The following is a 24,032-nucleotide window of genomic DNA, read 5'->3' on the forward strand; positions in this document are numbered from 1 at the left end:
TAACTTGCAAGTGCAAACATATAAATGAAACGCATAATTTTTATTACGGTTATTTTACTTGTTGCCTGCGGTTATATCACGGTGGCATACTTTAAAAGCCTGAACCCACCGGGCAGGCATACCAGCCAGGTTATGCGTAACATTCCAACTGATGCGGCTGTTGTATTTGAGTTTCCGAACGATGTAAGCTTTTACGACATATTCCGGAACAACACCCTGCTGGCGGCCGTATCAGGCAAAGAAAATATCGACGAGTTAGATACGCTACGCAATTTGCTGGGCACAAACGCCGATGGTTTGTTTAGCGGGCAGCACGTTTTTGTATCGGTACACCCGGCGCAAAACGGCACCAACCTGCTGCTTACGGGCGTAGCCCCTAAAAACTTTAAAGCTTCTGCTTTTAATGATCTGGCTAAAAACCCATTGCTAATTCTGTCCGACAATGCCCCGGGCAAAAACAAAGGTTGGATATTATACATCAAGGCTATAAAAAAGCGCTTTTATATCATCAATAAAGGTAAAGGGATTTTTTCGGGTAGTTTTTCAAAGGAGTTGGCATCGCAAGCTGCCGGGTTTTATACAGACAAACCTGTGTTTGCCGTAGAACCTGCACAGCCTGATAATAACGCGCTCGGCTCATTATATATTAATTATCAGCAAACTAATCCTTTGCTGGCCAGCTATTTTAAGAACACCGCTAATTTGCCGCTCAACTTTTACGGCCTGGCATCAACCGCTAAACTAAGCTTAAACTACAAAAGCGATGCGTTGATGTTTAACGGTACCTCGTCGCTCACGCAAGGCGGGAGGCATGGCTATCTTAATGTTTTCATCAACCAGAAACCTGCCGATAATCACCTTAAAAATATTATGCCATCAACCACGGCATACTACAATAGCTTTACGCTTTCAAATACCCAACAGTTTTTTGCTGATCTGGACAAATGGCAGCGTAATACGGGTATCGCTAAAAAGGAAACCGCTTTATTTACTACCATAAAAAACGAAACCGGTGTTAACATACGCCAGGCATTTAACAGCTTTGCAGCTAACGAGTTTACTGTTTTAACCACGCGTTTTCAGGAAAAGCTGGGCATTGTAGCGCTTAAAAACGGCTCGAAACTGCTGCCGCATTTTTTAAATATCAGCTCGGAGATGAGCGAGAACAGCGGCAGGTTAAACTACGACAGGTTGATGTACTATTTGCTTGGCGATGCGTTTGGAAGCTTCCGTAAGCCGTATTTTATGATTGTGGATAACTACCTTATCCTTGCGGCATCATACCCGGAACTACAGAGTTATTATGAAACTTACATGAACCGTAAGTTTTTAACCAAGGCCAGCGAATACATTAACTTTGATAATATGATGTCGCAACGGGGCAACATCTGTTACTTTGTGCACAGTAAAAACGCCCGCTACGTTTTTAAGCGCGATATGCATAAAGAAACTTACACCGCATTTAACGAAGGCTCTCCCGGCTGGCAAAATGTATATGGCGCATCGTACCAGTTAACCGCCTCGGGCAATAGCTTTTACACTAATTTTTGCATCGGTGCGGATACTTTGCGCAATCAGGATAATACAATAGCATCGAATTAACCGCATTTAATAAAAATTTAATCAACCATAACGGCTTAAATGCGTTTAACAAGCATCGACAATTAAACAGGCGCCGGCACAAAAGTCTTATTTACATATATGAAGAAATTTTTACTACTGCTCTTGCTGTTAATCCCCTCTATGTTTGCAGCGGCGCAGCAGTTTTCGCAATACAACACCGGAACGCTGTTTGACTCATTTGAAAACCCTTCGCAACGGTCATTCATCCGCGATTCGAGCTACAACATGGCATCAAACTTTTTGATACCGAACTTTGGCGGATATGCTTTTTTAACCGGTAATGCCCAGCGCTCGGTGCAAACCCGCCTGTTTGATGAACGGTATGATAACTCACAACTAAGAATAGGCGAAGGAAAACTGAACCATGTAATTGGCAATACCGGCGTTTACCTGCTGATGTTTAAATGGTATGCCGGTATGAAGGGCGATAAAGAGATGGGCATATCCTTTAAAACCAAAGGTGAGGCCAATGGTACCATTACTGACGAGAGTATAGCTTTATTCAACGGATCGGCCAACTTTCAAAACCAGGCGTACGATCAGATATTGAATAGTAAAGGCTATTACCAAACGTACCACCAGATAGGTTTTTCGTATCGAGAAAGATTAAATAAACGTGCCGCTTTTGGTTTCAAGGTAAACTTTTTGATGGGTTTGCAGTACCAGGAAATACTGATCAATAACTCGAGCATCGCTTTTGATAAAGCCGCCGACCGTGCAGAACTTGCCTTAGATGGCCTGTACTACGCCAGTGAAAACGCCGGGCGTTTTAAAGCGAATACCTTTGCGCCTAATTTCCGCAACCCCGGTGCATCCGTATCTATCGGTGGTTCTTACAAAAACGAGGGAGGATATATTTGGCAGGGAAACGTGAAGGATCTGGGTTTTATTCACTGGAGCGGCAAATCAAACACTTACCGGGTTTTAGGCTCAACTACGTTGACAGACCTTTCACGACCATGGCGGGAAGATACCGTTCGGAACCAGTTATCAAACCTGCTTAAGTCTGGGTATATGAGCACGGGCTCATTTATTACCCCTACTGATGGTGTGGCCGAAGTAAGTGTGGCCAAAAAATACTTTTTTAATTATGACCGTACCTTTGGCTTAATGCCTACGCTTATTGTACAAAAGCAGTTGTTTTATCCGGGCTTAACCGGGGCGCTGGTTAATCACCTGCAATACAATAACCTAACCATTACAGCAACAGCATCATATAATGATTTGCGCTTGTTTAACTTTGGCGGGCAATTTATGTACAAATCGCCAAACTTTGAGTTCTACCTGGGATCAGAAAGGCTGCTGCCTACCGGCCGCATGGTTTTGCAACGCTTTGGTAATAACTCCGCTTATACAGGTGCCGATGTATTCCTCGGCTTTTCCCTGAAATTCGGCAGACCTATTGAAAGTCCGCTAAATGCAAGCTACATCCCGATGGGTGAAGAAAAAGGATTTTTCGGCCGTTTTTTCGACAAAATATTTGGCAAGCGTAAAGGCGGTGGCGAACTATAAGGTTTTTTTGCCGGCTATAAAGTCCTTTAGATAAAAAGGTTCATAATAAGCCACATCTTCAAACGCCCCGGTCTGTAGCTTTTGCAATGCCGGTTTTGTCAGATGCTCGGCCGAGTTCACAAAATCGGGTATTATTACAGCATTTGGATGGGTTAAAACATCCTGAAACTTTGGTGCTCCATCACCGAAAAAGATAACCTTCCCGTTAGCTAAACGATCGGCGTAGCTATTCGCATCAATAATTTCAGCCGATGTTTCGGTAACACGCTGGCCATTAGCTGAAAATAACGCTGTATAGACCTCCATACGGCGGGCATCAATCATGGGGCACAGCAAAGTGTCATCATCAATTTCAACCGCTTTGGCCGCGATAAATCCTTTGGTCATAGCTTCAAGCGTTTCAATAGCGATCAAGGGCTTATCTAAAGCGAAACACAAACCTTTAGCGGTTGATATACCTATGCGCAAACCTGTATATGAACCCGGACCGGCGCTAACCGCTATAGCATCAAGCATGGCGTACTCCGCACCCGCTTCTTTAAGCAACTCATCAATATAAAGGGTGATAACCTCTGCGTGAATATTACGCTGGTTAATAGTTTTATATACGGCAACCTCGCCGTTAAAAGCCAAGGCTAACGAACAAGCCGTAGTAGCGGTTTCTATTTGCAGTATGGTATTCATATTTCAGGATCAATCAGGTACCGGGTCGTGCCCATGGCCACCCCAGGGATTGCAGCGTGCAATGCGCTTCAAAGTTAACCATCCGCCCTTAAAAGCGCCATGTTTTTTTACTGCCTCAATACCATATTGCGAGCACGATGGGGTATAGCGGCAAGCCGCGCCAAATAAAGGGGACAAAAAATATTGGTAAATACGGATAAGCGCTATAAAAAAAGCGCCTGCTATGGCTTTTAAAGAATTAATCAGCCATTTCATTTTAACACCTCTCCGCTTAATTGCGTTAGCAGTTTAATCATCTTTTTTTCCATAAACGCGTATTCGGTAATATCCTTACCAATGTAGCTTATAGAAAGCAAGATTTTTTTGCCGGGTATTTGACTGTAGAGCAGCTGCTGTTTATGAAGGCGGTACGCCTCGCGGATGCGGCGCTTGATCAGGTTACGGTCAACCGCGCGTTTGTAGCGTTTTTTAGCTACTGATAATACTATCTGCACCGGGGCTTCGATAGTATCGGCAGGCATCCACGCTACCTTAAAGGGATAACATAAAAAAGAAGAACCGTTACGATATAAAGCAGCGATAAGCCGTTTATTACATAACCGTTCTTCTTTTTTAAAAGTATACATTAGTTGTAGCTACAGGGTTAACCAGGAAATTATAAATGCCCGGCACCCCTAAAAACCGCAACTTTACAGGAGCCGGAATTAAGCTTTGTGACGACGCTCGTCAGAAACGGTTAATCTTTTTCTGCCTTTAGCTCTTCTTGAAGCTAAAACCCTTCTGCCATTAGCAGTTGCCATACGCTCACGGAAACCGTGTTTATTTCTTCTTTTTCTTTGAGATGGCTGAAACGTTCTTTTCATCGCTATATATTGTTATTCGTCGTTTATCGATTTAAAAAATAAAGAGCGCAAATGTAGTGCTTTTTTTGCTTTTATCAAATATCCTGCTAACTAATATTTATAGTATAAGCAGGTATTTATCCACATATACGGCACACGGCTTATTTGCGGGCCAGTATATCGCGTATTTCGGTAAGCAAAACCTCTTCCTTGCTGGGTGCCGGCGGAGCTGCAGGCGCGGCTTCTTCTTTCTTTTTTAATGAATTAATGCCCTTTACCACGATAAATATACAGAACGCAACGATCAGGAACTGAATAATGGTATTGATGAAATTACCATATAATATAGATACCTCGGCCGTTTTAGTTAACGGATCGGCTGCCTTGAGCAATATTTTCTTGTCCGAAAAGTCAACGCCGCCCGTTACATACCCTATCGGCGGCATTATAACATCGTTAACCAGCGAGGTTACAATTTTACCAAACGCAGCACCAATGATAACGCCCACCGCCAGATCGACCACGTTGCCACGCATGGCAAACTCTTTGAATTCCTTTGCAAAACCCATATCTTCTAAAAATTTAAGTTTAATAAATATAAAAAATAATATCCCCTCAAAACAAATGTATTGGTTTGTCTATTTACATTCATTATTACGATCAACAAATAACTTATTTTAAAGTTATGGCTAATTGATGTAATTTTGGCCCTGCTTAACTATGTTAAAACAAAATCTTCAACAAAAGCTACTTCAAAAGTTATCGCCTCAGCAAATACAATTTATAAAGCTGCTGCAGGTACCTACCGTTTCATTGGATACCCGTATCAAGGAAGAACTGGAAGATAACCCCGCGCTTGAAGATTTCAGCCTCTCGTTAAGCGAGCCTGAGGAGCAGTACCCGGATCGCGACCCGGATGATGATTTTGGCAGCTCAGACAATGAGGGTGGTGAAGCTGATGAATTTAACATTGATGATTACCTGCAGGATGACAGCGTAAATGATTATGGCTCACGTTATGATCAGAACGGCGACGATGAGGAAGACAAAAAGGAGATGCCTATCGCTATCCAGAATTCCTTTATCGAGAACCTGCAATCGCAGCTTGACCTGCTGCTCCTGTCAGACAAAGACTTTTTAATAGGTAAACAAATCATTGGCAGCCTTGACGATGATGGCTACCTGCGCAGGCCTATCATGTCGTTAACAGACGATCTTGCCTTTTCAGCCAATGTAATGGCCGAGGATGAAGAAGTTGAGGACATGCTGAAAGTGATACAAAGCTTTGACCCACCGGGTATTGCCGCACGTACTTTGCAGGAATGCCTGCTGATACAGTTAAGGCGCAAGGATGTTAACGACCCGATCATCAAAAAAGCGATACTGGTTGTTGAGGAATACCTGGACGAGTTTACACGTAAGCACTACGATAAACTTGAACGCGCCCTTAACATGAACTCAAGCGAGTTGCGTGCAGTAGTTGGCGAGATACTGAAACTTAACCCTAAACCGGGCGACTCCAGCGAGGTTAACACCAAGCAGTTGCAGGTAATACCTGATTTTCACATCAGCAATAACGATGGTGTATTGGTGCTTACATTAAACGCTAAAAATGCACCTGAACTAAAGGTAAGCCGCTCTTACCAGGAGATGTTCCAGCATTATGACAAGGCATCGCAAAAAGATAAAAAACTGAAAGAAGCGGTACAATTTGTTAAACAAAAGCTCGATTCGGCTAAATGGTTTATTGATGCCATTAAGCAGCGCCAGCAAACGCTGCTTAAAACCATGAATGCCATTATGCAATATCAGTACGATTTCTTTTTAACCGGCGACGATAAAAACCTGCGCCCGATGATATTGAAAGATATTGCCGACAGGATCAACATGGATATTTCAACCGTATCGCGTGTGGCTAACTCTAAGTATGTGCAAACCGAGCATGGCACCTATCTGCTGAAATCATTCTTCTCTGAAGCGATACAGACCGAGAGCGGCGAAGAGGTGTCAAATAAAGAGGTAAAGAAAATATTAGAGGAGCACATAGGCAAAGAGGATAAACGTCACCCACTGGCAGACGAGAAGCTTACCGAAATATTGAAAGAGGCCGGTTATAACATTGCCCGCCGCACCGTAGCCAAATACCGCGAGCAGATGAATATTCCGGTGGCGCGCCTGCGTAAGGAGCTTTAATCAGCGTAAAAGCGTAAGGTAACCGCTGTACGGCTTGCTGCCATCCTTTAAATCGATAGTATAATAATACGTTCCTGCTGGTAGCATGCTGCCGTTCATGGTGCCGTTCCATGCTGACGTATAACCAGTTGATGAGAATACGCGTGCACCATTGCGGTTAACTACCGTAACCACGCAATCCGGAAAGCTTTGCAACAGATCAATATTCCAGGTATCATTTATGCCATCGCCGTTAGGCGTAAATGTATTGGGGATGGTGAGCTGCCGGTGCACCTTTACATTTACCATGCTCATAACGCTGCAAGCACCAGATGTTACGGTAAGGCGATAAGTCATGTCGCTGTTTAAGGTGATACCGGGGTTTAAAACGTCATCCCTGCTTAACCCGTCAGACGGTGACCACTTAAACGTTAAGGCTTCGCCCGATGCGCTTAGCCCCGGTTGTTTACCCCGCCCGTTAAATACATTAACAACGGCAGGCACCTTTACAACCGGCAACTTACTCACGGTAACATCAAAGGTTTTTACAACATCGCAACCCTTGTCTGACCTAAAGGTGTAAGTAAGCGTATTTATACCCGGCCGGGCATTCGCGGCAACAAATGTCCCGTCAGGGCCAATGCCTTGCCCTGAGAATGTGCCCGTACCGTTAACACCATTTGCATCGGCAATAAATTGCACAGGAGCGCTATCCTCGCACAAAACGAAGCCCGCTGATGAATTAATGGTTATGCCTGGTTGCGCATATACAACAATGTCCGTTTCGTATTGCTCGCTACATTTAAGGCCGGAATATACCACCATGCGCACCTTAAAATATTTACTTGCCGGAAAGCTGAACGGATCATATAAATGGCTAATCTTACCATCTGCCGGCATATTGGCCTTGGTTAGTGTAAGCTTCTCCCCCGGCTTGTTAAGTACATCAAAATACCATTCAACTTTTATTATTTCACCTTGATTAACCCGGGCGTTATTCACAAAAACCACAGGCTGTGCTACACACAGGTTCGCTTGATTTTCAAGCAAGATACCGCCACTAAAATTATTTCCGTTTACTGATATGGTGGCTGTTTTAGTAACTAAACAGCCATTGCCCGCCGCCGCGGTAAGCGTTACATTGTATACCCCGGCGCGGGTGTAATGATGCGCTCCGTTTTTGGCTGAACTTGTATTGGCGCTGCCTGATGCCGGATCGCCAAAGTTCCATGAGTAGGTGATCTGCCCGGCAGTGCCATCAGCAAGCAGGGTGTTATTCTCAAACACCGCCATATCGGCAATGCAAACGTCGGGCACGTTAAAATTGATAACGGGCGCTGTATTAACGGTAAGGGTATGGCTAACCGGGTTGCTGTAACAGCCTGTACTTTTTGAGCGTACGCGCAAGGAGACCACATAAGTGCCACCGGTAGCATATTGATGGTAAGGTTTGTTATTGGTAAAACTTACAGGCGCTGTACCATCGCCAAAATCAACCTGCCACTCGTCAATGTCGGCAAGTGTGGGCGACGTTCCGTTGAGCCTCACCGTATCTCCTGCCGAACATAGCCTGCCTGCATAATTAAAATCAGCAACGGGAGGCGGATAAACGGTAACATTTTTCACCGCCACATCAGTACACCCGTTGTTGTTTGTAATAGTAAGCTTTACATCATAATTGCCGGGCGTTGCGTACAAATGTGCGGGCGATTGTTCATAACTACCGTTACCATCACCAAACTCCCAATACCAGGTTTTAATAGTACTTCCTCGGGCGCGGCTGCTATCGGCAAACAGCATTTCGTTTTTTAAACAAACGTTTTGCACTGCGAAGCGCGCCACAGGCGGATCAGAGATATTGAATGAAAACTCAACATCGCGAGTAGAGCCGCAGTCGTCCACCTGCTGCGGGTTAACTATGGCTTTCACTAAGTAGTCGCCCGCCCGGTAGTTGACTATGTTAGGGAATTTATAATAATATACCATCCCTCCGTTAACCGCTGCCGTGGTATAAGCCGGGTTATTCTGCACAACCTCAGTACTATCATGCAGCACCCATTTTATGGTGTTTGTTAAGTAGGGTAACGCCAATTGCAAACTATAATCTACATTTGCACATCCTGCCAAAAAATCGCCGGCTCCGCCTGGTGGGGTCAACACAATACGCTCGTTCAGGTTATCGAGGTTGGCACCTGCCGCGTAGCCGTACGATTCAAATTGCCCGAAGCCGTATGCGATTGCACTGAAGCCGCCCTTTGCCGACAAGTTATGCACGCCGCTTTGCACGCTTATTTGCGCATATGAATACGAGGCATCGCCCGGAACGGCACTGAAAGTATTATAAGGCCTGCCATCCAATATAAATGAGGATACATCCGCCGATTTGATGACTACGTTTATAAAGTTTGCCCGGATGCTGAAATTTTTGGCCGAGAAAAGGGTCACGTTATCCAACGTTTGCTCAAGCGGGCTCAGGTAGATCATCTCCGGGTCGCCATTAACTTCATTGCTCTTGATGCAATTAAGCGTTTGGGTTTGTGTAACCGCATATTGCACCACCTGCACGGGCTTGTCAGCTTTTATGAGATTGGGCTGGCGCGATGTAAATTCTATAAAATTAACGCCTGCGGGCAGCCTGTTCATCAAAGTGCCGTTAAGCGTAACATTGGTATTATTGTCGCTTAGCACTACCCGGAATACATCGTAATCCCGGCCCTTAAGCGGCGCGGTGATATAATTTTTACCCCATGATGCTGTCGGAAAAACCTGCTGTATGACATTATCTGATGAGAAGTTGGATGTATCGCAGCCAATAGCCAGTTTGGTGCTACCTGCAAATACGGCTATCTTTTTACAAGGATCATTATTCGCGCTTACTGAACGGATGCGTGTGCCCGTTAAATCCATCAGCGATTGCCCTTGATAAACCTCACCTTTTTTTAGTTTTTTTGAAAACGGTGTAAGGGCTGCGTTACCGTCTCTAAGTGCCTGGCTGGGAGTAATCTCTACCGTGGTATTATCATCGGTCGCAATAACGGCAAATTGTGAGTAGCTTACCGTCTCATCCTGATTTTTATCCAGTGAATTCGACTTTTGAGTGTAATTGATGGTATAATAGTCCTTACCCAGCGTGTTAACAGGTAATACGAGCGTAGCCCCCGATACAGATAACGCGAAAATATGCGCGTAAACGGCTACAGGATTTTTAGCCTCGACATATATACCCTTAAGTTTTGTACCTGTGCCTATCAGCTGCGCGTAAGCCGGTATTTCTACCTCAGCTACCCCATTTGCAGGCACAGTAAAATTTGTACTAAAGCCACCGTCGGCAACACTTACTTTGCCTGAAGTACTAACATCCGAAGCTATGTACAGTACCATCCGGCTATCACTCGCACGTGTACTTGTAGCAGAGATGTGCTCGGTGTAGGCTACCCAAAATTTTGTTCCCTTACTGGTAGTATAGCTCTGCGCACCGGCAGTTAACGTGCAAAGCAACAAAAACCATAAAAGTATAGCCAGATAATGAGCCCGCACGTAGAATATTATTAACCTGTTTTATAATTGGTTAATAAATATACAAAATGGTTTTTACAGAAAGAATTTATTTGGATTAGGCACCAGATTAAGGAACGACTCAAAGTTCTCCTCGTAGTGCGATTGATCAAGCGTGTAATAAAATGCTCCTTTTTTTGAGGATTGCTTGTCCTTTTCGGCAAGCTTTATAAGCAAACCGGTTGAGAGCAGTTTACGGCTAAAGTTACGGTCGTCAAACTTGGTTTGGTAAACACCCTCGTACAAGGCCTGTAGCTGCGGGATGGTAAATTTTTCGGGCAGTAGCTGAAACAGTATGGGGTGCAAAGCTGCCTTATACATGAGTTGACGGCGGGCCAGTTTAACCATTTCATTATGATCAAAAATCAGTTCGGGCATTTCTTCGGGCAGAAACCACTCGGCATGATGGTCATCATTTAACTGCTTTTCGTACTGATTGATGTCGATCAGGGCGTAATAAGCGATGGATAGCGTACGTTCAACCGGGTCGCGGTCGGGGCCGCCAAATACCCGGAGTTGATCCATATACACATTTTTTAAACCCGTACGCTGTTCAAGCACGCGGTTTGCCGCGTCATCCGGCGATTCGCCCGGCTGCATAAAGCCGCCCATCAAGCTCCACTTTCCCTTTTCAGGGTCAAGGTTACGCTGCACCAGCAAAAGTTTAATGTTCCATCCGTCAAAACCAAAGATGATACAATCAGCAGCAACCAGCACCGGCGTTTCGCCCGTATATTTTTGCATGAACTATAAGCTATAGGTTAAATAAGTTTGTAATAATAGCTATTTGCCGCAATTGTAACAAGTACATTTATTAGGCACGGTTTGCATTCTTGTTCAGCCTTGGATATAGCAGGCCGAACAAGCCGATAACCGCGTAACAAATAATTGGCAGGTAATACGCTTTGGCCACATCAGCATTGGCTATTAAACCCATAATTGGCGGGAACAGCGCACCACCAACTACACCCATTACAATGAATGACGAAGCTTGCTCGGTATGCTTACCCAAATCTTTCAGCCCTAAACTAAATATGGTTGGGAACATAATGCTGAAGAAGAAGTTGATTAATAACAAGGCTATGAAAGACGCCCAGCCATAACCTTGCGCCGCTACAATACACATAACAATTGCGCCGCCGGCAAATATGGCCAGCAATTTATTCGGAGCGATATAGCTCATCAGGAAAGTTCCGATAAAGCGGCCAACCATTAGCATTACCATACTTAACGACAAAAAGTAACCGGCTTTTTCAGAATCAAAGCCCATCACCTCTTCGCCATAATTTATAAAGAAAGCCCAGGTACCGCCTTGCGCAGCCACATTAAATAATTGCGCTACTACCGCAAATACATAATGCTTTCTTTTTGATAGCCAGCTAAGCTCCTTTAAAAAACCTTCTTTCACATTTTCATTTGCGTCTATTGCATAGGTGTCTGTAGCAATAACATGTGGGTCATTCAACACCGGTACTTTTACAAACGAAAAGAGTAAACCTATCAATGCTATTACAGCGCCAATTACTACATATAAAACCTTTACCGAAGTTAAATCTACCGACCCTGCATCCACCCCTCTCAGTATAAAGTAGCTGCCTATTGACGGGCCTAATATGGCACCAACACCGTTAAACGATTGAGCGAAGTTTATACGCTGATCACTGGTGCGCTGATCGCCCAACGCAGCCACAAACGGGTGGGCAACAGTTTCTAACGTAGCCAATCCGCAGGCCAAAACAAACAAGGCTACCCTGAAAAAAGTAAACGATACGGCACTGGCAGCAGGTACAAATAAAAACGCGCCTAAAGCATATAAAAACAACCCCAGCAACACGCCCTTTTTATACCCATATTTTTTCATGAAAATACCTGCCGGAATACCCATAATAAAATATGCGCCAAACATAGAAACCTGCACGTATGCGGATTGCGATTTGCTTAAACTTAATACGGTTTGAAAATGCTTGTTCAATACATCGCCCATGGTAATGGCTATGCCCCAAAGCATAAATAACGACGTTACAAAAACAAAAACAATGAGGTACTTTTTCTCGGTTAATTTGGGCTTCTGATCCATAAAGGGTATTAAAAGGTTATAATTGGGTTGCGCTAATGTATATAAAATTTGATAAACCGATTTATAAGTAACGTTAATTGTTACTAATAAACCGAAACCAAATAAACAAGGCGTGAAAGTATGCACTCTCACGCCTTGCCGAAATGTATTATCCTACTTTTTGCAGATTATTGCACAACCGGGAATGAGGCTATGCGTAACCTTGCGCCGCCCATCGGTACCAGCGTAAGGCTTGTTTGCGGTTGCTCGGTTTTAACAGGGCTTTGCGGTAATACGCCGCATAAACCATACTGATCTATCTGCCAGCCCGGTATTTGTTTGCCGTTTGCTTTCAGCATTATAGGCGCGGATTTGTTGGTAAACGGATTATTATCCGCAGGCCAGGTGCCTTTTACTACTGTGAACGATTGCTCGGGCTTTTGGCTGTTAAGCAACAAGCCGTAGTTCCATGCTGATGCGGGATATATCTCCCAGCTCGGCCATTTTACAGGGTCGGCGTTTTCCTGCCATTGCGAATCACCAATAGCGGTTTGCTTGCTATCCTTCTTTTCATAGCGCTCATCTATCTTCAACGAGTAAGTAAGCGGACCATAATTGACACTGGCACTGTTTTTATTTTTGGCCCATTGCCTTACCGCTATTTTCATAGGTAGTTGCAGGCTTATCTTATCACCATTTTTCCAGGTATTATCCAGCTTGATGTATTCACCGCCTTTAGCTGCAACCTTAATAACCTTGCCATTCACCTTTACTACCGGAGCGCTGCACCAAGCAGGTACGCGCAAATAAACCGGGAAGGCGTTTTTATCAAAAGTGATCACCTTCATATCAATCACATCATTAAACGGGTATTGTGTTGTGGTGATAATTTTGGTTAAACCACCCGTGCCCACCTTGGCCGTAACTTCGCCCGGAGCGTATAGCAAAGCAGCAACACCGTTATCCGGCGTGGCCATCCAGCTGTTCTCATTATAGTATACCCACCCTGCCGAGTGGTTATGCTGGCAGCAACGGCTGCTAAACGGGTTCATCGCCAAAAACGGACCTGTATTATCAATACCCGGCGCATGGTTCTTGCTATCGCTCACCACCATATTTGGCGCGGTAAGGTATCGCAAGGCCTTATAATCTGAAGTAAAGGCTGCCGGAAAAGTATTAAATGCCACATCCTCGCAGTTATCAGCCCAAAAGGTATCACCGGTAAATTGCAGCAGGTATTGGTCTGAAGTCATTTGCTCCACCAGTCCGCAGGTTTCAACCGCCTGACGAGGATCATCATAACCTTTACGGGCGTTTTCGTCGGCACCGAACATGCCGCCCGGTACTTGTCCGTAAACATCACGTACCAACTTAAACACATCGTAAGTAGCCTGCAAGTCGGCAGGGTTATTACTTTGCAGGTAATAAGTAGCCGGCTCGCGGAAACACTGCGCTATGTTCACATTATGCCAATTGGGCAGGTTGCCTTTTTGCCGCCAGTCGGATGTGTTTTTATCCAGCTTGGTGGCCAGGTCAAGCAAAAACTGGTCGCCGGTGCGGTTATACAGCCAGTAAACGCTCAGCATGTTATCGCCACCGCGGCTTTTCTCCCAATAATCCTCTAAAAATTTGTCATCAGGAATGCTTAGCTGCCACTTGAAATACTTGGTCATTACATCGAGCACGCGCTTGTCGTTCGAGTAATCATAGTATGACTGCAGGCACCAAAGCATCGGCATGTTTGTCCACAAGTCGCGCTTGCCGGCACCCTTCGCCACATCCGGACCAAAATCACCGTTGTCGCGCTGGTTTTCCAGCACAGCATCAATCCAGAATTTTGTTTCCTTCAGCATTTTAGGGTCTTTAAGCACGTAGGCCATATCGCCGTAGCCTTTTAGCCAGTAAGGCAGTTCTTCCCATCCGTACTTGCCTTTACCGTCCTTACTTAACCAGGCATTATCTTTTTTTGACAACCATATGCTGATCTCGCCCAGGTTACCGGTCAGGCCATCACGCTGCAACTCCAACTGCTTAAGTAGCCAGCCGCCGGGTTTAATAGCCGTTACCGGCAGCTTTACAAAGTATTGCTGCCGTAACGGTGCCTTGTTTGATACATAGTAACTGTTAACCTTGCTGTTATCAACCTGCTTAATGGCTGTAGCAGTTTGCGCCATAAGGCTGCCGCCCTGCAATGCCAGCAGTGTAAAAAGCCAGGTTCTTCTCAAATCAGGTAAACGCATAATTGGTTTATTTTTTTGATTTCATTTTATCGTAAAGCATTTTCATGTAGTAACCACTTACCACACTACGCGCCTGGAAACCTACCATTTTGCCATCAGTGGTTTCGTGCCAATCGTTCAGCGGAACGCGCGATGGTGTTTCCATAGCAAATTTCCATATTGGATCAACCAATGCATTAAAATCCTTTGGGTTGTTGGCCAGTGTTGCTGTCCATAATATCCAGTCAGATTTTGTGTAGGTTTTACGGCTATCTAACGGTAAACCGAATTCGTTTTGTTTGGTAAGGTAATACTTTATTTCCTTGTTATAAACTTCCTGAGGGAACAGGTTTAGGCCTAATACTTTATCCCAAACCAGGTTATACTTTTGGCTCCAGGTACCTTTATTTTCAAAGGTAAGCGTGTAATGGTCGCCATCGCCCGCAAGCTCCATCCATTTGCTAACCATGCCCTTTGCAATACCGCGGTATTTATCGGCAGTTTTGGTATCGCCCAAACGTTGGGCCATATCGGCATAGCAGGCAATACCAACAATTGCTTTTGCTGATAAATTGGCATTACGAGCCAGGTGACCGGCAAAGTCATCCGTACATAATTGCGTTTTAGGGTCAAAACCATCCTGAACAAGGTAGTTCACCCATTTGCTTAATACATCCCAGTGTTTTTTCGCGTAAGCCGCATTACCATCTGCTTTTACAATAGCATCTGTAAGGATGATCATATTGCCTGATTCTTCAACAGGCATATCCTCACCATAGGTTTGGCCGTTGGCCAATGGGTAGGTGCCCAGATCGTGTGCTGCCCAATCCTTAGGGAATTTGCCGCTTTCACTGTAGTAGAAGATTCCGTTCATCATGCCTTTAAGCAACCCTGTGTTGTAGATCAGGTACATTGGCGCTGAAGGATAGGTAATATCAACGGTGTTGATAGAGCCATTACTGAAGTTCTCTTTTGATAACCAAAGCAGATCGCCCTGCGGGCTTTTAACCAATGCATGCGCCGCGATGCTTTGACGGTAAGCCAATACACACAGGTCGGCATATTTTGCACCGCCTGATTTTTTGGCATCAGCATACAAGGTTTTATCGAATGCCTGGCATTTGCCGATAACTGATTTATACTGATCGGCAGCTAAAGCCAGCTGGCCCTCAATAGTTTGCTTACCAGAGTTGTTCCACCATGGGCGCAGGTTTTGTTTAAAGTATTGGATAGCATACACCTCGTCATAACCCAGCTCAACATATTTTTCGACAGCGGTTGCGCCTACTGTACCGAACGGGATAACGGTATTTAATGCCAGCGAACGGCCTTGCTGCGCTGTTGAAGCACGGCTACCACCAACAAAGGCTGTAGCGGCTTCACTTTCGGCAGTGATGAATTGCGATACGTTTTCAGCTTTAGGTGCCGCTACGTACATGTATCCCCAGTCGATACGCAGGTCGTCGCCGCGTTTTTGCAGTACAGGCTGTGAAGTGGTACCTGCTTTTAAGATGGATAACTTTGCTGTAGCGTACTTGGTAGCCTTAACTTCCTGCACCGGTGTGTTAACCGCTACGTCTGTCGACGCGCTGAACAAAACCTTTACCGCATGGCTTTTACCATCATTTGCTTTGGCTTTGTAAGTTATGTAGCTTACCGGCCTTGCAATCAGGTTCAGATCGCTCATTAACAATGGCGATGTAAAAGTTACATCAAGGTTAACGCCGCCTGCTGTAAAGTTGTAAATGGTTTGCGTAGCATTAACGGCAACGGCCTTTTGTTTGGCGATTTCCATTTTGCTGCTGCTAACGTCCTTAATCTTCTCCACCAAACCGGCATCCAGGTAACGGCCGCCGGCGGTGTTGGCAACGTGTATAGCCAGCACGTTTTCGCCGTCTTTCAACTTGCTTTTCGCGCTGTTACTCAGCTTGAACATCTTGAAATCATTTGTCCAGCCTTCACGGTCTAATATTTTATCACCGTTTAAATAAACCTCCACGTTATCATCGTGGTTCATTTTCAGGTAGAGCTCATTCAAATCAGTTTTGGTGTAGCTAAATGTACGGCGTACCCATAGGTCGTGGCTTTTCCAACTGGTTTTTACCTGGCCGTTATCGCCAAATGGCGCCGCGCCGGTTTGCCATGAGGCATCGTTAAAGTTTGCGCTATTCCAGTCATCAGCAGGCTTGGTTTCAGTATATTTTACGCTGTAACCTTTTTCATCCGATGCCGGCAATATGGTTTTGTACTTATCAGCAGGTTGACCTAAAAAGCGGTAAAACTTACCGTCAACACTGATAACACCTAATAAAGATTGCGTAGCGCCCGTCCAGTGGTTGGTTGATGATTCGGTCAGCTTATCGGTGTTTGACCAGATGCTGAAGTACGGGTTGTGCGTTATTAAAGGATACGCAGGTGCCTTTCTGTCCTGAGCGTGAGCCACACCCGCCGATAAAAGGCACGCGACCGCAATAGAACGAAAACTGATTTTTTTCATTGCTTGTTTGGTATAGAATTAATTTAATTTGGTTTAACTGTAAGCCGTAAAGTTATAATAAATGTCTAACTGACAAAAATAAATAAAAAAGAGGATGAGCTTCCGCCCATCCTCTTCTTAGATGCTGTTGTTTTAAATGGTTTAATTAGCCGGTTCAATACGCGCCACCCAACCGCCGTCAGCCTCCATTTTAATATCAATGGCTTCGCCTGATTTAATAGTTTTGGTTACCTGCTTAAAGTCCATCGCCTGAAAATCAGCGTTAATACCATCCTTTATCAGCGTAATGTTATAGGTAACGCCCGGCTTTAAAAAGCTGGTATTAATGGTCAACTCATGCGGTTTACTGTTACCCATAGCGCCTATAAACCAATTGCCACCTTTGCGGCGGGCAGTAACTACGTACTCGCCCAGCGAGGCATCAAGCACGCGGGTTTCATCCCAGGTAACGGGTACGCTTGTGATAAACTTAATAGCCTCCGGCTCGCGGTAGTAATTATACGGGTTATCCGCCAGCATTTGCAAACCACTTTCAAATACCACATACATAGCCAGTTGATGCGCGCGCGTGCCAATGCTCATGGTATTTACCCAGGTTGGTTTGTAATCCTTTTTATGGGCCGAACGCATGGCACCCGGTGTGTAATCCATCGGACCAACAGCGTTACGTAGAAACGGCAGATACAGGTTATTATCCGGTGTAGCCCAGCCACCTCCGATGTTTTGCTCCATGCCTATTACGCCCTCGTATGACAATACGTTGGGGTAAGCATATTCCAAACCGGCAGGCTTGAACGCGCCGTGAAAATCAACCAGTATCTGGTGCTTGGCGGCCTCTTTAGCAACGCGGGTGTAGTAATTCACCATCCATTGGTCGCTGCGATCCATAAAGTCGATCTTCATACCGGCGATACCCCATTTTTTAAGGGTTTCAAATATATCGAAGTGGTTTTCAACTGATAGCCAGGTAAACCAAAGGATGATCTTAACGTTCTTCTTTTTACCATAATCAATCAGCTCATGCAGATTGATAGTTGGGTTAGGCTCAAAAGGGTTCTCGGTAGTTTTGGCCCAGCCTTCATCCATAATGATGTAAGGGATGCCAAATTTTGAGGCGAAATCGATATAGTATTTATACGTATCCTGATTATAGCCCGATTTAAAATCCACACCATACACATAAGCATTGTGCCACCACTCCCAGGTTACCTGGCCTGGTTTTATCCATTTGGTATCTTTTAACTGATTTTGGGTCGACAGGCGTGCAACCATCTGGTTTTCTACCAAATCCTTATCCTGATTGGTGATCACTACAAAACGCCATGGAAAGTTGCGCTTACCTGCGGTTTTGGCAATGTATGGCGCTTCTTTTTCAATTTTCAAACTACGGTCGCCATCCGGACCAAAGGCCAGCGGCGCTTTAGGGAAGATAGCATCAACACTTTTATCGCCGGTTGATTTTACAAAAAGGCAAGGGTAATCGTACAAGTCAGCTTCGGAAAGCAGCACCTTGTATTTTTTATTATCGAACAAAATAGGCAGCACACTCATTTTGCCTTTGTTTACATCGGCTAAAGCCTTACGCTGATACAATATTTCGTAAGAAGTTTTAAAGCTGCCTGTTTCCAGGTACGAGGCTTCTACATTATCCGCAAAGTTCAGGTGAACATCCTCATTACTTACCGCAATAGAATCCTTTTTATTGGTGATAAAACGGTAAGCCACCCCGTCGTTATACGCACGGAATTCCACGCTGTAATCGCCCTTCAAATCGAGCCTCAACTGGTTGTAATTATTAGGCACCGAACTGTTTTTTAAGGACACCACCGGGTGCAAAACGGTGTTCATGGTAGTAACCGCTTTTTTGATCAGCTTTGGTTTTTCGCCGAGCTTTTGCTTGCCAAGGTCGAGTTGCAGGTAGGAGTTGCTCAACAGCGCATCGCCGTTAACGCTTACCGAATAATTGATCCTGTCATTCAGGTCAACCGTCAGTTTGATTTTGTTATCGGGCGAGGCAACATCAATGGTTTGCGCCATCAGCCTCACACCTGCCGAGAGCAATAAAGTAGTGAGTAAAATTTGTTTCTTCATGTGCTTGTATTAAGTGATGTATTTTGTATCGGTGGAACGTTATTTAATTACTTCCCATTTTTTGATAATGAACCGTTTGTTTTTAAAATTGCCTTTACGTTCGGCTTTGCCCTTAGCGCCCTCATAGTTCAGGCTAATGTTGTTGTAGTTGCCCTTATCATAATTAAAGGTAACGCCGTCATCCTCAAATAAGCTGCCTGTTGCTTTTTCGCCGTAAACATAACAGGTTATTTCAAACTTGGTGTCTGGCGCTACATATTCAACCGGCTTGGCCATTGGTAAAACGGTACCCTCTTTTATAAAGATAGGTAGATCAGTAAATGAGGTATTGATGGTGTACTCTTTGCCGCCTTCCATTTTTTTACCGGTGTTAAAATCGTACCAGGTACCGGCAGGCAGGTAAACCTTGCGTTCGTCTTGCTTTTCGGTAAGCGGGGCGGCTAAAATGCCCTGCCCTATCATATACTCGTCAGGTATATTGTACACCTTTTCATCATCCGGGTAATCCATCACCAACGCCCGGAACGGCGGGATGCCTTTAAAATGATAATCGGCAAAGGCGTTATACAGGTAAGGCACCAAACCCATGCGGAAGTTAAGGAGTTTGCGCACATCCGCCTCTACCTCTTTGGCATTGGCCATCAGCTCATTATTGTTGTTTTGCTTGATATTGATCTGTAACCAGGGTGGGTTTTGCAGGTACCATGAGTTATATAACGCCTGCGCTGATAACACTGCCGTTTGGCTGCGGCGCATCAGATCCTTAACCGTGTTTGACTCGCGCACCTCAGGCGACCAGATCAGTCCTGAAAAACCGGAATTGACCACCATACCGATATATTCGTTATGATCGTAAGTATCGCTGTACAAAGCTGCCGGGTACGAGGATGCAAAGGAGCTTGAAGCCCTCACATCCAGATAGGTACGAATGTTATTTTGTTTATAGATATTGTAAATGGCCTTTTGGTAAAGCACACCAAATACCTGGTGCATTTGCTCGCCATCCATCCCCGAAGGAAAACGGCTATGTTCCGGAAAACTCCAGGTAGCATCGCCCATGGTGATGTTGGAGTTATCGCACTCGTCCATTTTAAAGCCGGATATGCCCTGTTTCACAAAGGTGTTTTGATGGTAATCGGCAAATAATTTTGTGGCCTGCTTGTCGGCAAAATCGGGTACCAAACCGTTCCATACCAAGTAATTGCCCGACTTATTTTTCAACTGCGCATACAGCGGCGATTTAGGATTAACAAAGGCATGCTCCCACAAATTAATATGGAATCCCTGCCGTTTCATGCTGTCAATCAAGTTTTGCGGATTCGGGAAAAACTCGTTATTCCAAACGTATGAGCATGAGTACGATGCTGTTTGCCAGCGAGGTTCAAGCCCCAATACATCACAAGGAATATGGTTGTCCCTGAAATAAGCGGCCATCTTTTTAACCTGATCCTGCTTAAAATCAGCCTTAACGCGATACTTTACACCCAGGCCCCAAATGGCTGGTAATGCACCACCGCCCGAAAAAAGGTTATAACGCTGCATAACGCTCAGCATATCCGGGCCTTCAAATACATAAATTTCGATGCCTTTCGCGCCGGGCACGTCTGCCGCCACAACGCCCGCTGAACCGCCTTTGTTGGCATACAATTCATTTATCGAATTGCCGCCATTGCTTTGTGAGGACGCTTTTACCTCATTAACATTTTTAGCGGTGGTGCCACAATAAAAGGTTACGTAGCGAGCCGTGTTCACCAATATACCATATCCTTTGTTGGAAACGTAAAATGTTGTTGGCGCGTGGGTATAACCTAAATTATGAGACGGATTATCATTAACTATCGGCTTTTTACGCAAACCGCGTTGGTTGAACGACCCAATCTGCAAACCGAAGCCATAAAGCTGCTCCTTGTCATCCAATGGCACTTCAACCAACACGCCTCTTTCGCTGATGTTGATCCCGATGCTGTTGATATCAAACGGCAATTTGCACGCGGGCAGCTTTTGCATAGCGCCTACCTGTGGTTTTTCATCGCAAAAACTGTAGGGCGTTAACGGGTCAGTCTGACCTATGGTTATCTTTTTCACTCCGGGTGCAACCTCGGTTATTTGCCGTTGCTGAGCAAGGACGGCAGACACTGAAATTTGAGATAAAACAATCAGGCACAGAAACTCACGTAAGCGTAAATTTAAAAGCATGTTTAATTAGCGTTGGTTAGCTGTTAAACATACAGATAAAAAACTTTTAGATAAAAATTATTGAAAAAACGTTTTTGCAAATCACCTGATTGTTACAGGATGTTATGACCAGAATTGCGGAAGTGCGCTATCTTGATCTGGAAAATCTCGGCCATTTTGTTTGCCCGCCATTTGGCTTCGGTTGCTTTATCGCCGGTAAAAAGTTCGTCAACCGTTTCATTAAAAAGGTTTAGCCAGGTTTCAAAATGCTCGCGCTCAACCGGCAACTGCGCATGCGGCGGAAACGGGCGGCCAAAATAAGTGTACTCCTCTAACAAAACGGTTTGCCAAAAGCTATACATCTTTTCCAGATGCTGTGGCCATCTATCCTGAATGCGCTCGTTAAAAACTGGCCCGATAAGGGCATTATTTTGCACCTTGTTGTAAAAAGTATCAACCAGTTGTTTAATATCGTTAAGATTCAATATTTGTTTGTCGGCAGCCATTGTATACAAAAATAGATAAACAATATTTGCGCAGTGTTATTCGAGTGTAATAAGCCGTATAAAAGTGGTAAATTATTCATCCTAAAGCGGTAAACAATTACGCTGCAACCTGCTTATTACAATATATTATAGTTTATGAAAGAACTCCCCATAACCGTAAAAAGATCAATTGAACTGCTCGGGTTAGCTTTATTGGGCGCGCTGTTTATTATCGGCCAGAACCTGATCATGCCCTTGCTGATGGCATTCTTCATCAGCCTGATGTTATTGCCCGTGCTACGCTTCTTCCGGCGGTTAAAGGTACCCGAGGTGGTAGCTATATTTTTACCGATATTGTTACTCTTTATATTTCTCGGGCTCATCGTTTGGTTCTTTTCCGCACAGATAGGGTCGCTGGTTGCTGATTTTCCGCAGATAGAGAAAAATGTAGGCAATCACCTTAATGAACTCAGTAAATGGATTGCTGATAAATTTAACTATTCGGCAGATGAACAGTTAAAATTTGTTGACCAGCAAAGTAACAAGCTACTGGGTTCATTAGGGAATATTTTGGGAGGCGCCGCGGGTTCGGTAGGTAATATATTGCTGTTTTTTGGTTTGTTACCCATTTACATATACCTGATATTGCTTTACAAAAACCTTTTGGTGCGTTTTGTTTTTATGTGGTTTGATCAGGATCAGCATAAAAAAGTGGAAGAAGGCATGCGCGCTACCGAAAGTATTATAAAAAGCTACCTGATAGGCTTACTCATCCAGATCACTTACATCACAGTGCTGCTGGGTTTAATCTTGTTTTTGTTCGGTATAAAGCATGCATTGCTGATAGGCGTAATTTTCGCTTTTTTAAACCTTATACCTTACCTGGGTGCGTTAATTGGCAACGTATTAGGCGTGCTGATTACACTGGCTTCATCGCAGGAAATACTGCCCATATTTATCGTATTAGGCGCGATTGCCGTCGTTCAATTTTTGGATAACAATATATTGATGCCACGAATTGTAGGCTCAAAGGTGAAGATAAACGCCATGGCAGCTATCGTCGGGGTGATATTAGCCGGTACCATGGGAGGCATATCCGCTATGTTTTTGGCACTGCCGATCATCGCGGTATTGAAGATCATGTTCGACCGCTCGGAACAGTTTAAACAATGGGGCGTGCTATTGGGCGATGAGCGACCAAACCTGAGCCCCATGAATTTCCCAGCATTCCGCAAAAAGAAAAACGTTCCGGATAAACCGGCGACGATGTAGTCATTGGTCAATAGTCATTAGTCATTAGAAGATAATCCATCCAATGACTAATGACTACAAAGCGAATGACCAATGACAACGCAGTGAATGACTAAACCATCCTCTTAGCAACCGCATCCCAGTTCACAATATTCCAAAACGCATTAATGTAGTCGGGGCGTTTGTTCTGGTACTTCAGATAGTAGGCATGCTCCCACACGTCAAGACCTAAAAGTGGGGTACCTTTTATCTCTGCATTATCAAACCAGGGGTTATCCTGGTTAGGTGTTGAGCCAATTTTCAGCTTGCTGCCATCCTTAACCAGCCATGCCCAGCCCGAACCAAAACGTTTGGCGGCGGCATCTGCAAATTCGGTTTTAAATTTCTCGAACGACCCAAACGACGCGTTAATAGCATCTGCAACCTTGCCGGTTGGTGCGGCCGAAGCTGATGGAGCTTTCAGGCTTTCCCAAAAAAAGTTATGGTTCCAGGCACCACCGGCGTTATTACGCGCCTTAGCTGATATTTTTGATGCGTTTGCAAAAAATTCTTTTTCGGTTTTATAAGGTATTTTTTCGCTGACAATTAACTCGTTAATGGTTTTAATATACGTAGCGTGGTGCTTGGTATAATGTATTTCGTTGGTAAGCGCGTCAATGCTCGGCTCAAGGTCGGCATACTTAAAAGGTAGCGGCACCTGCTTAAATGCAAAGGCGGCAGGCTCCGGCTCACCCGCTATGGCGTTTGCAATAAATGAGTTACCTACAGTTACCGCGGCAGTAGCAGCAAGCGAGGTTTGTATAAATTTACGACGGCTGTTGTTTTCCATGATGTGTTATTTATTGAGTTTGAACACTGCTAACTTAACAA

Annotated in this window: 18 protein-coding genes; 4 read left to right on the top strand and 14 right to left on the bottom strand. The window is 44.6% G+C overall.

Annotation, left to right across the window (positions count from 1 at the left end; translation table 11 throughout):
- Positions 1-24 precede the first annotated feature (24 nt).
- Together LT679_RS05585 and LT679_RS05590 are read left to right on the top strand one after the other, a co-directional pair.
- Positions 25-1,602 carry a hypothetical protein gene (locus tag LT679_RS05585; RefSeq protein ID WP_232176348.1) on the top strand — a complete coding sequence of 526 codons (1,578 nt, stop codon included), beginning with the start codon at positions 25-27 and terminating at the stop codon, positions 1,600-1,602.
- A 99-nt stretch (positions 1,603-1,701) separates the two neighbouring features.
- Positions 1,702-3,135 (top strand): DUF5723 family protein, encoded by a 1,434-nt coding sequence (locus LT679_RS05590; RefSeq protein WP_232176349.1) that lies wholly within the window; start codon positions 1,702-1,704, stop codon positions 3,133-3,135.
- On the opposite strand, the gene tsaB is transcribed toward LT679_RS05590, so the two are convergent.
- The 5 genes from tsaB to mscL form a co-directional block, all read right to left on the bottom strand.
- Positions 3,130-3,819, bottom strand: coding sequence for a tRNA (adenosine(37)-N6)-threonylcarbamoyltransferase complex dimerization subunit type 1 TsaB (gene tsaB / locus LT679_RS05595; protein ID WP_232176352.1), 690 nt, complete (start codon positions 3,817-3,819; stop codon positions 3,130-3,132). The genes LT679_RS05590 and tsaB overlap by 6 nt on opposite strands.
- 9 nt (positions 3,820-3,828) lie before the next feature.
- Positions 3,829-4,074 carry a membrane protein insertion efficiency factor YidD gene (yidD, locus tag LT679_RS05600; protein WP_232176354.1) on the bottom strand — a complete coding sequence of 82 codons (246 nt, stop codon included), beginning with the start codon at positions 4,072-4,074 and terminating at the stop codon, positions 3,829-3,831.
- Positions 4,071-4,445: a ribonuclease P protein component gene (rnpA, locus tag LT679_RS05605; RefSeq protein ID WP_232176355.1), complete on the bottom strand. Its 375-nt coding sequence runs from the start codon at positions 4,443-4,445 to the stop codon at positions 4,071-4,073. Before rnpA ends, yidD begins: the two co-directional genes overlap by 4 nt.
- Positions 4,446-4,523: 78 nt before the next feature.
- On the bottom strand, positions 4,524-4,682 hold the full coding sequence (rpmH, locus tag LT679_RS05610) for a 50S ribosomal protein L34 (protein WP_013632808.1): 159 nt from the start codon (positions 4,680-4,682) through the stop codon (positions 4,524-4,526).
- Between the two features lie 140 nt (positions 4,683-4,822).
- Complete coding sequence (gene mscL, locus LT679_RS05615) at positions 4,823-5,230, bottom strand: large-conductance mechanosensitive channel protein MscL (protein WP_232176356.1); 408 nt, start codon at positions 5,228-5,230, stop codon at positions 4,823-4,825.
- Positions 5,231-5,381: 151 nt separating this feature from the next.
- On the opposite strand from mscL, the gene rpoN reads away from it, so the two are divergent.
- Positions 5,382-6,854, top strand: coding sequence for an RNA polymerase factor sigma-54 (rpoN, locus tag LT679_RS05620; protein WP_232176358.1), 1,473 nt, complete (start codon positions 5,382-5,384; stop codon positions 6,852-6,854).
- Here the strand turns inward: rpoN and LT679_RS05625 are convergent, their stop codons facing one another.
- The 8 genes from LT679_RS05625 to LT679_RS05660 form a co-directional block, all read right to left on the bottom strand.
- Entirely contained in the window at positions 6,855-10,370 is a 3,516-nt protein-coding gene (locus LT679_RS05625; RefSeq protein WP_232176360.1) for a gliding motility-associated C-terminal domain-containing protein, read from the bottom strand.
- 54 nt (positions 10,371-10,424) lie between these two features.
- A complete protein-coding gene (locus LT679_RS05630) occupies positions 10,425-11,132 on the bottom strand; it encodes an NUDIX hydrolase (RefSeq protein WP_232176361.1) in 708 nt (235 codons plus the stop codon).
- Between the two features lie 70 nt (positions 11,133-11,202).
- Positions 11,203-12,465, bottom strand: coding sequence for an L-fucose:H+ symporter permease (gene fucP, locus LT679_RS05635; protein ID WP_232176363.1), 1,263 nt, complete (start codon positions 12,463-12,465; stop codon positions 11,203-11,205).
- A 167-nt stretch (positions 12,466-12,632) separates the two neighbouring features.
- The gene (locus LT679_RS05640; protein WP_232176365.1) at positions 12,633-14,684 is read right to left on the bottom strand and encodes a beta-L-arabinofuranosidase domain-containing protein; all 2,052 of its coding nucleotides are present in this window, start codon (positions 14,682-14,684) and stop codon (positions 12,633-12,635) included.
- Positions 14,685-14,691: 7 nt separating this feature from the next.
- Positions 14,692-17,160 carry a glutaminase family protein gene (locus tag LT679_RS05645; RefSeq protein WP_232176367.1) on the bottom strand — a complete coding sequence of 823 codons (2,469 nt, stop codon included), beginning with the start codon at positions 17,158-17,160 and terminating at the stop codon, positions 14,692-14,694.
- A gap of 141 nt (positions 17,161-17,301) precedes the next feature.
- Complete coding sequence (locus tag LT679_RS05650; protein ID WP_232176369.1) at positions 17,302-19,251, bottom strand: glycoside hydrolase family 97 protein; 1,950 nt, start codon at positions 19,249-19,251, stop codon at positions 17,302-17,304.
- A gap of 39 nt (positions 19,252-19,290) precedes the next feature.
- Complete coding sequence (locus LT679_RS05655) at positions 19,291-21,447, bottom strand: glycoside hydrolase family 31 protein (RefSeq protein ID WP_232176371.1); 2,157 nt, start codon at positions 21,445-21,447, stop codon at positions 19,291-19,293.
- 92 nt (positions 21,448-21,539) lie between these two features.
- Positions 21,540-21,932 (bottom strand): group III truncated hemoglobin, encoded by a 393-nt coding sequence (locus LT679_RS05660; protein ID WP_232176373.1) that lies wholly within the window; start codon positions 21,930-21,932, stop codon positions 21,540-21,542.
- A 135-nt stretch (positions 21,933-22,067) separates the two neighbouring features.
- Between LT679_RS05660 and LT679_RS05665 the strand changes: the two genes are divergently transcribed.
- Positions 22,068-23,183: an AI-2E family transporter gene (locus LT679_RS05665; protein WP_232176375.1), complete on the top strand. Its 1,116-nt coding sequence runs from the start codon at positions 22,068-22,070 to the stop codon at positions 23,181-23,183.
- A 91-nt stretch (positions 23,184-23,274) separates the two neighbouring features.
- Here the strand turns inward: LT679_RS05665 and LT679_RS05670 are convergent, their stop codons facing one another.
- Positions 23,275-23,991, bottom strand: coding sequence for a superoxide dismutase (locus tag LT679_RS05670; RefSeq protein ID WP_232176377.1), 717 nt, complete (start codon positions 23,989-23,991; stop codon positions 23,275-23,277).
- Positions 23,992-24,032 lie beyond the last annotated feature (41 nt).

It is taken from the genome of Mucilaginibacter roseus, assembly GCF_021215455.1.
GTDB lineage: Bacteria > Bacteroidota > Bacteroidia > Sphingobacteriales > Sphingobacteriaceae > Mucilaginibacter > Mucilaginibacter roseus.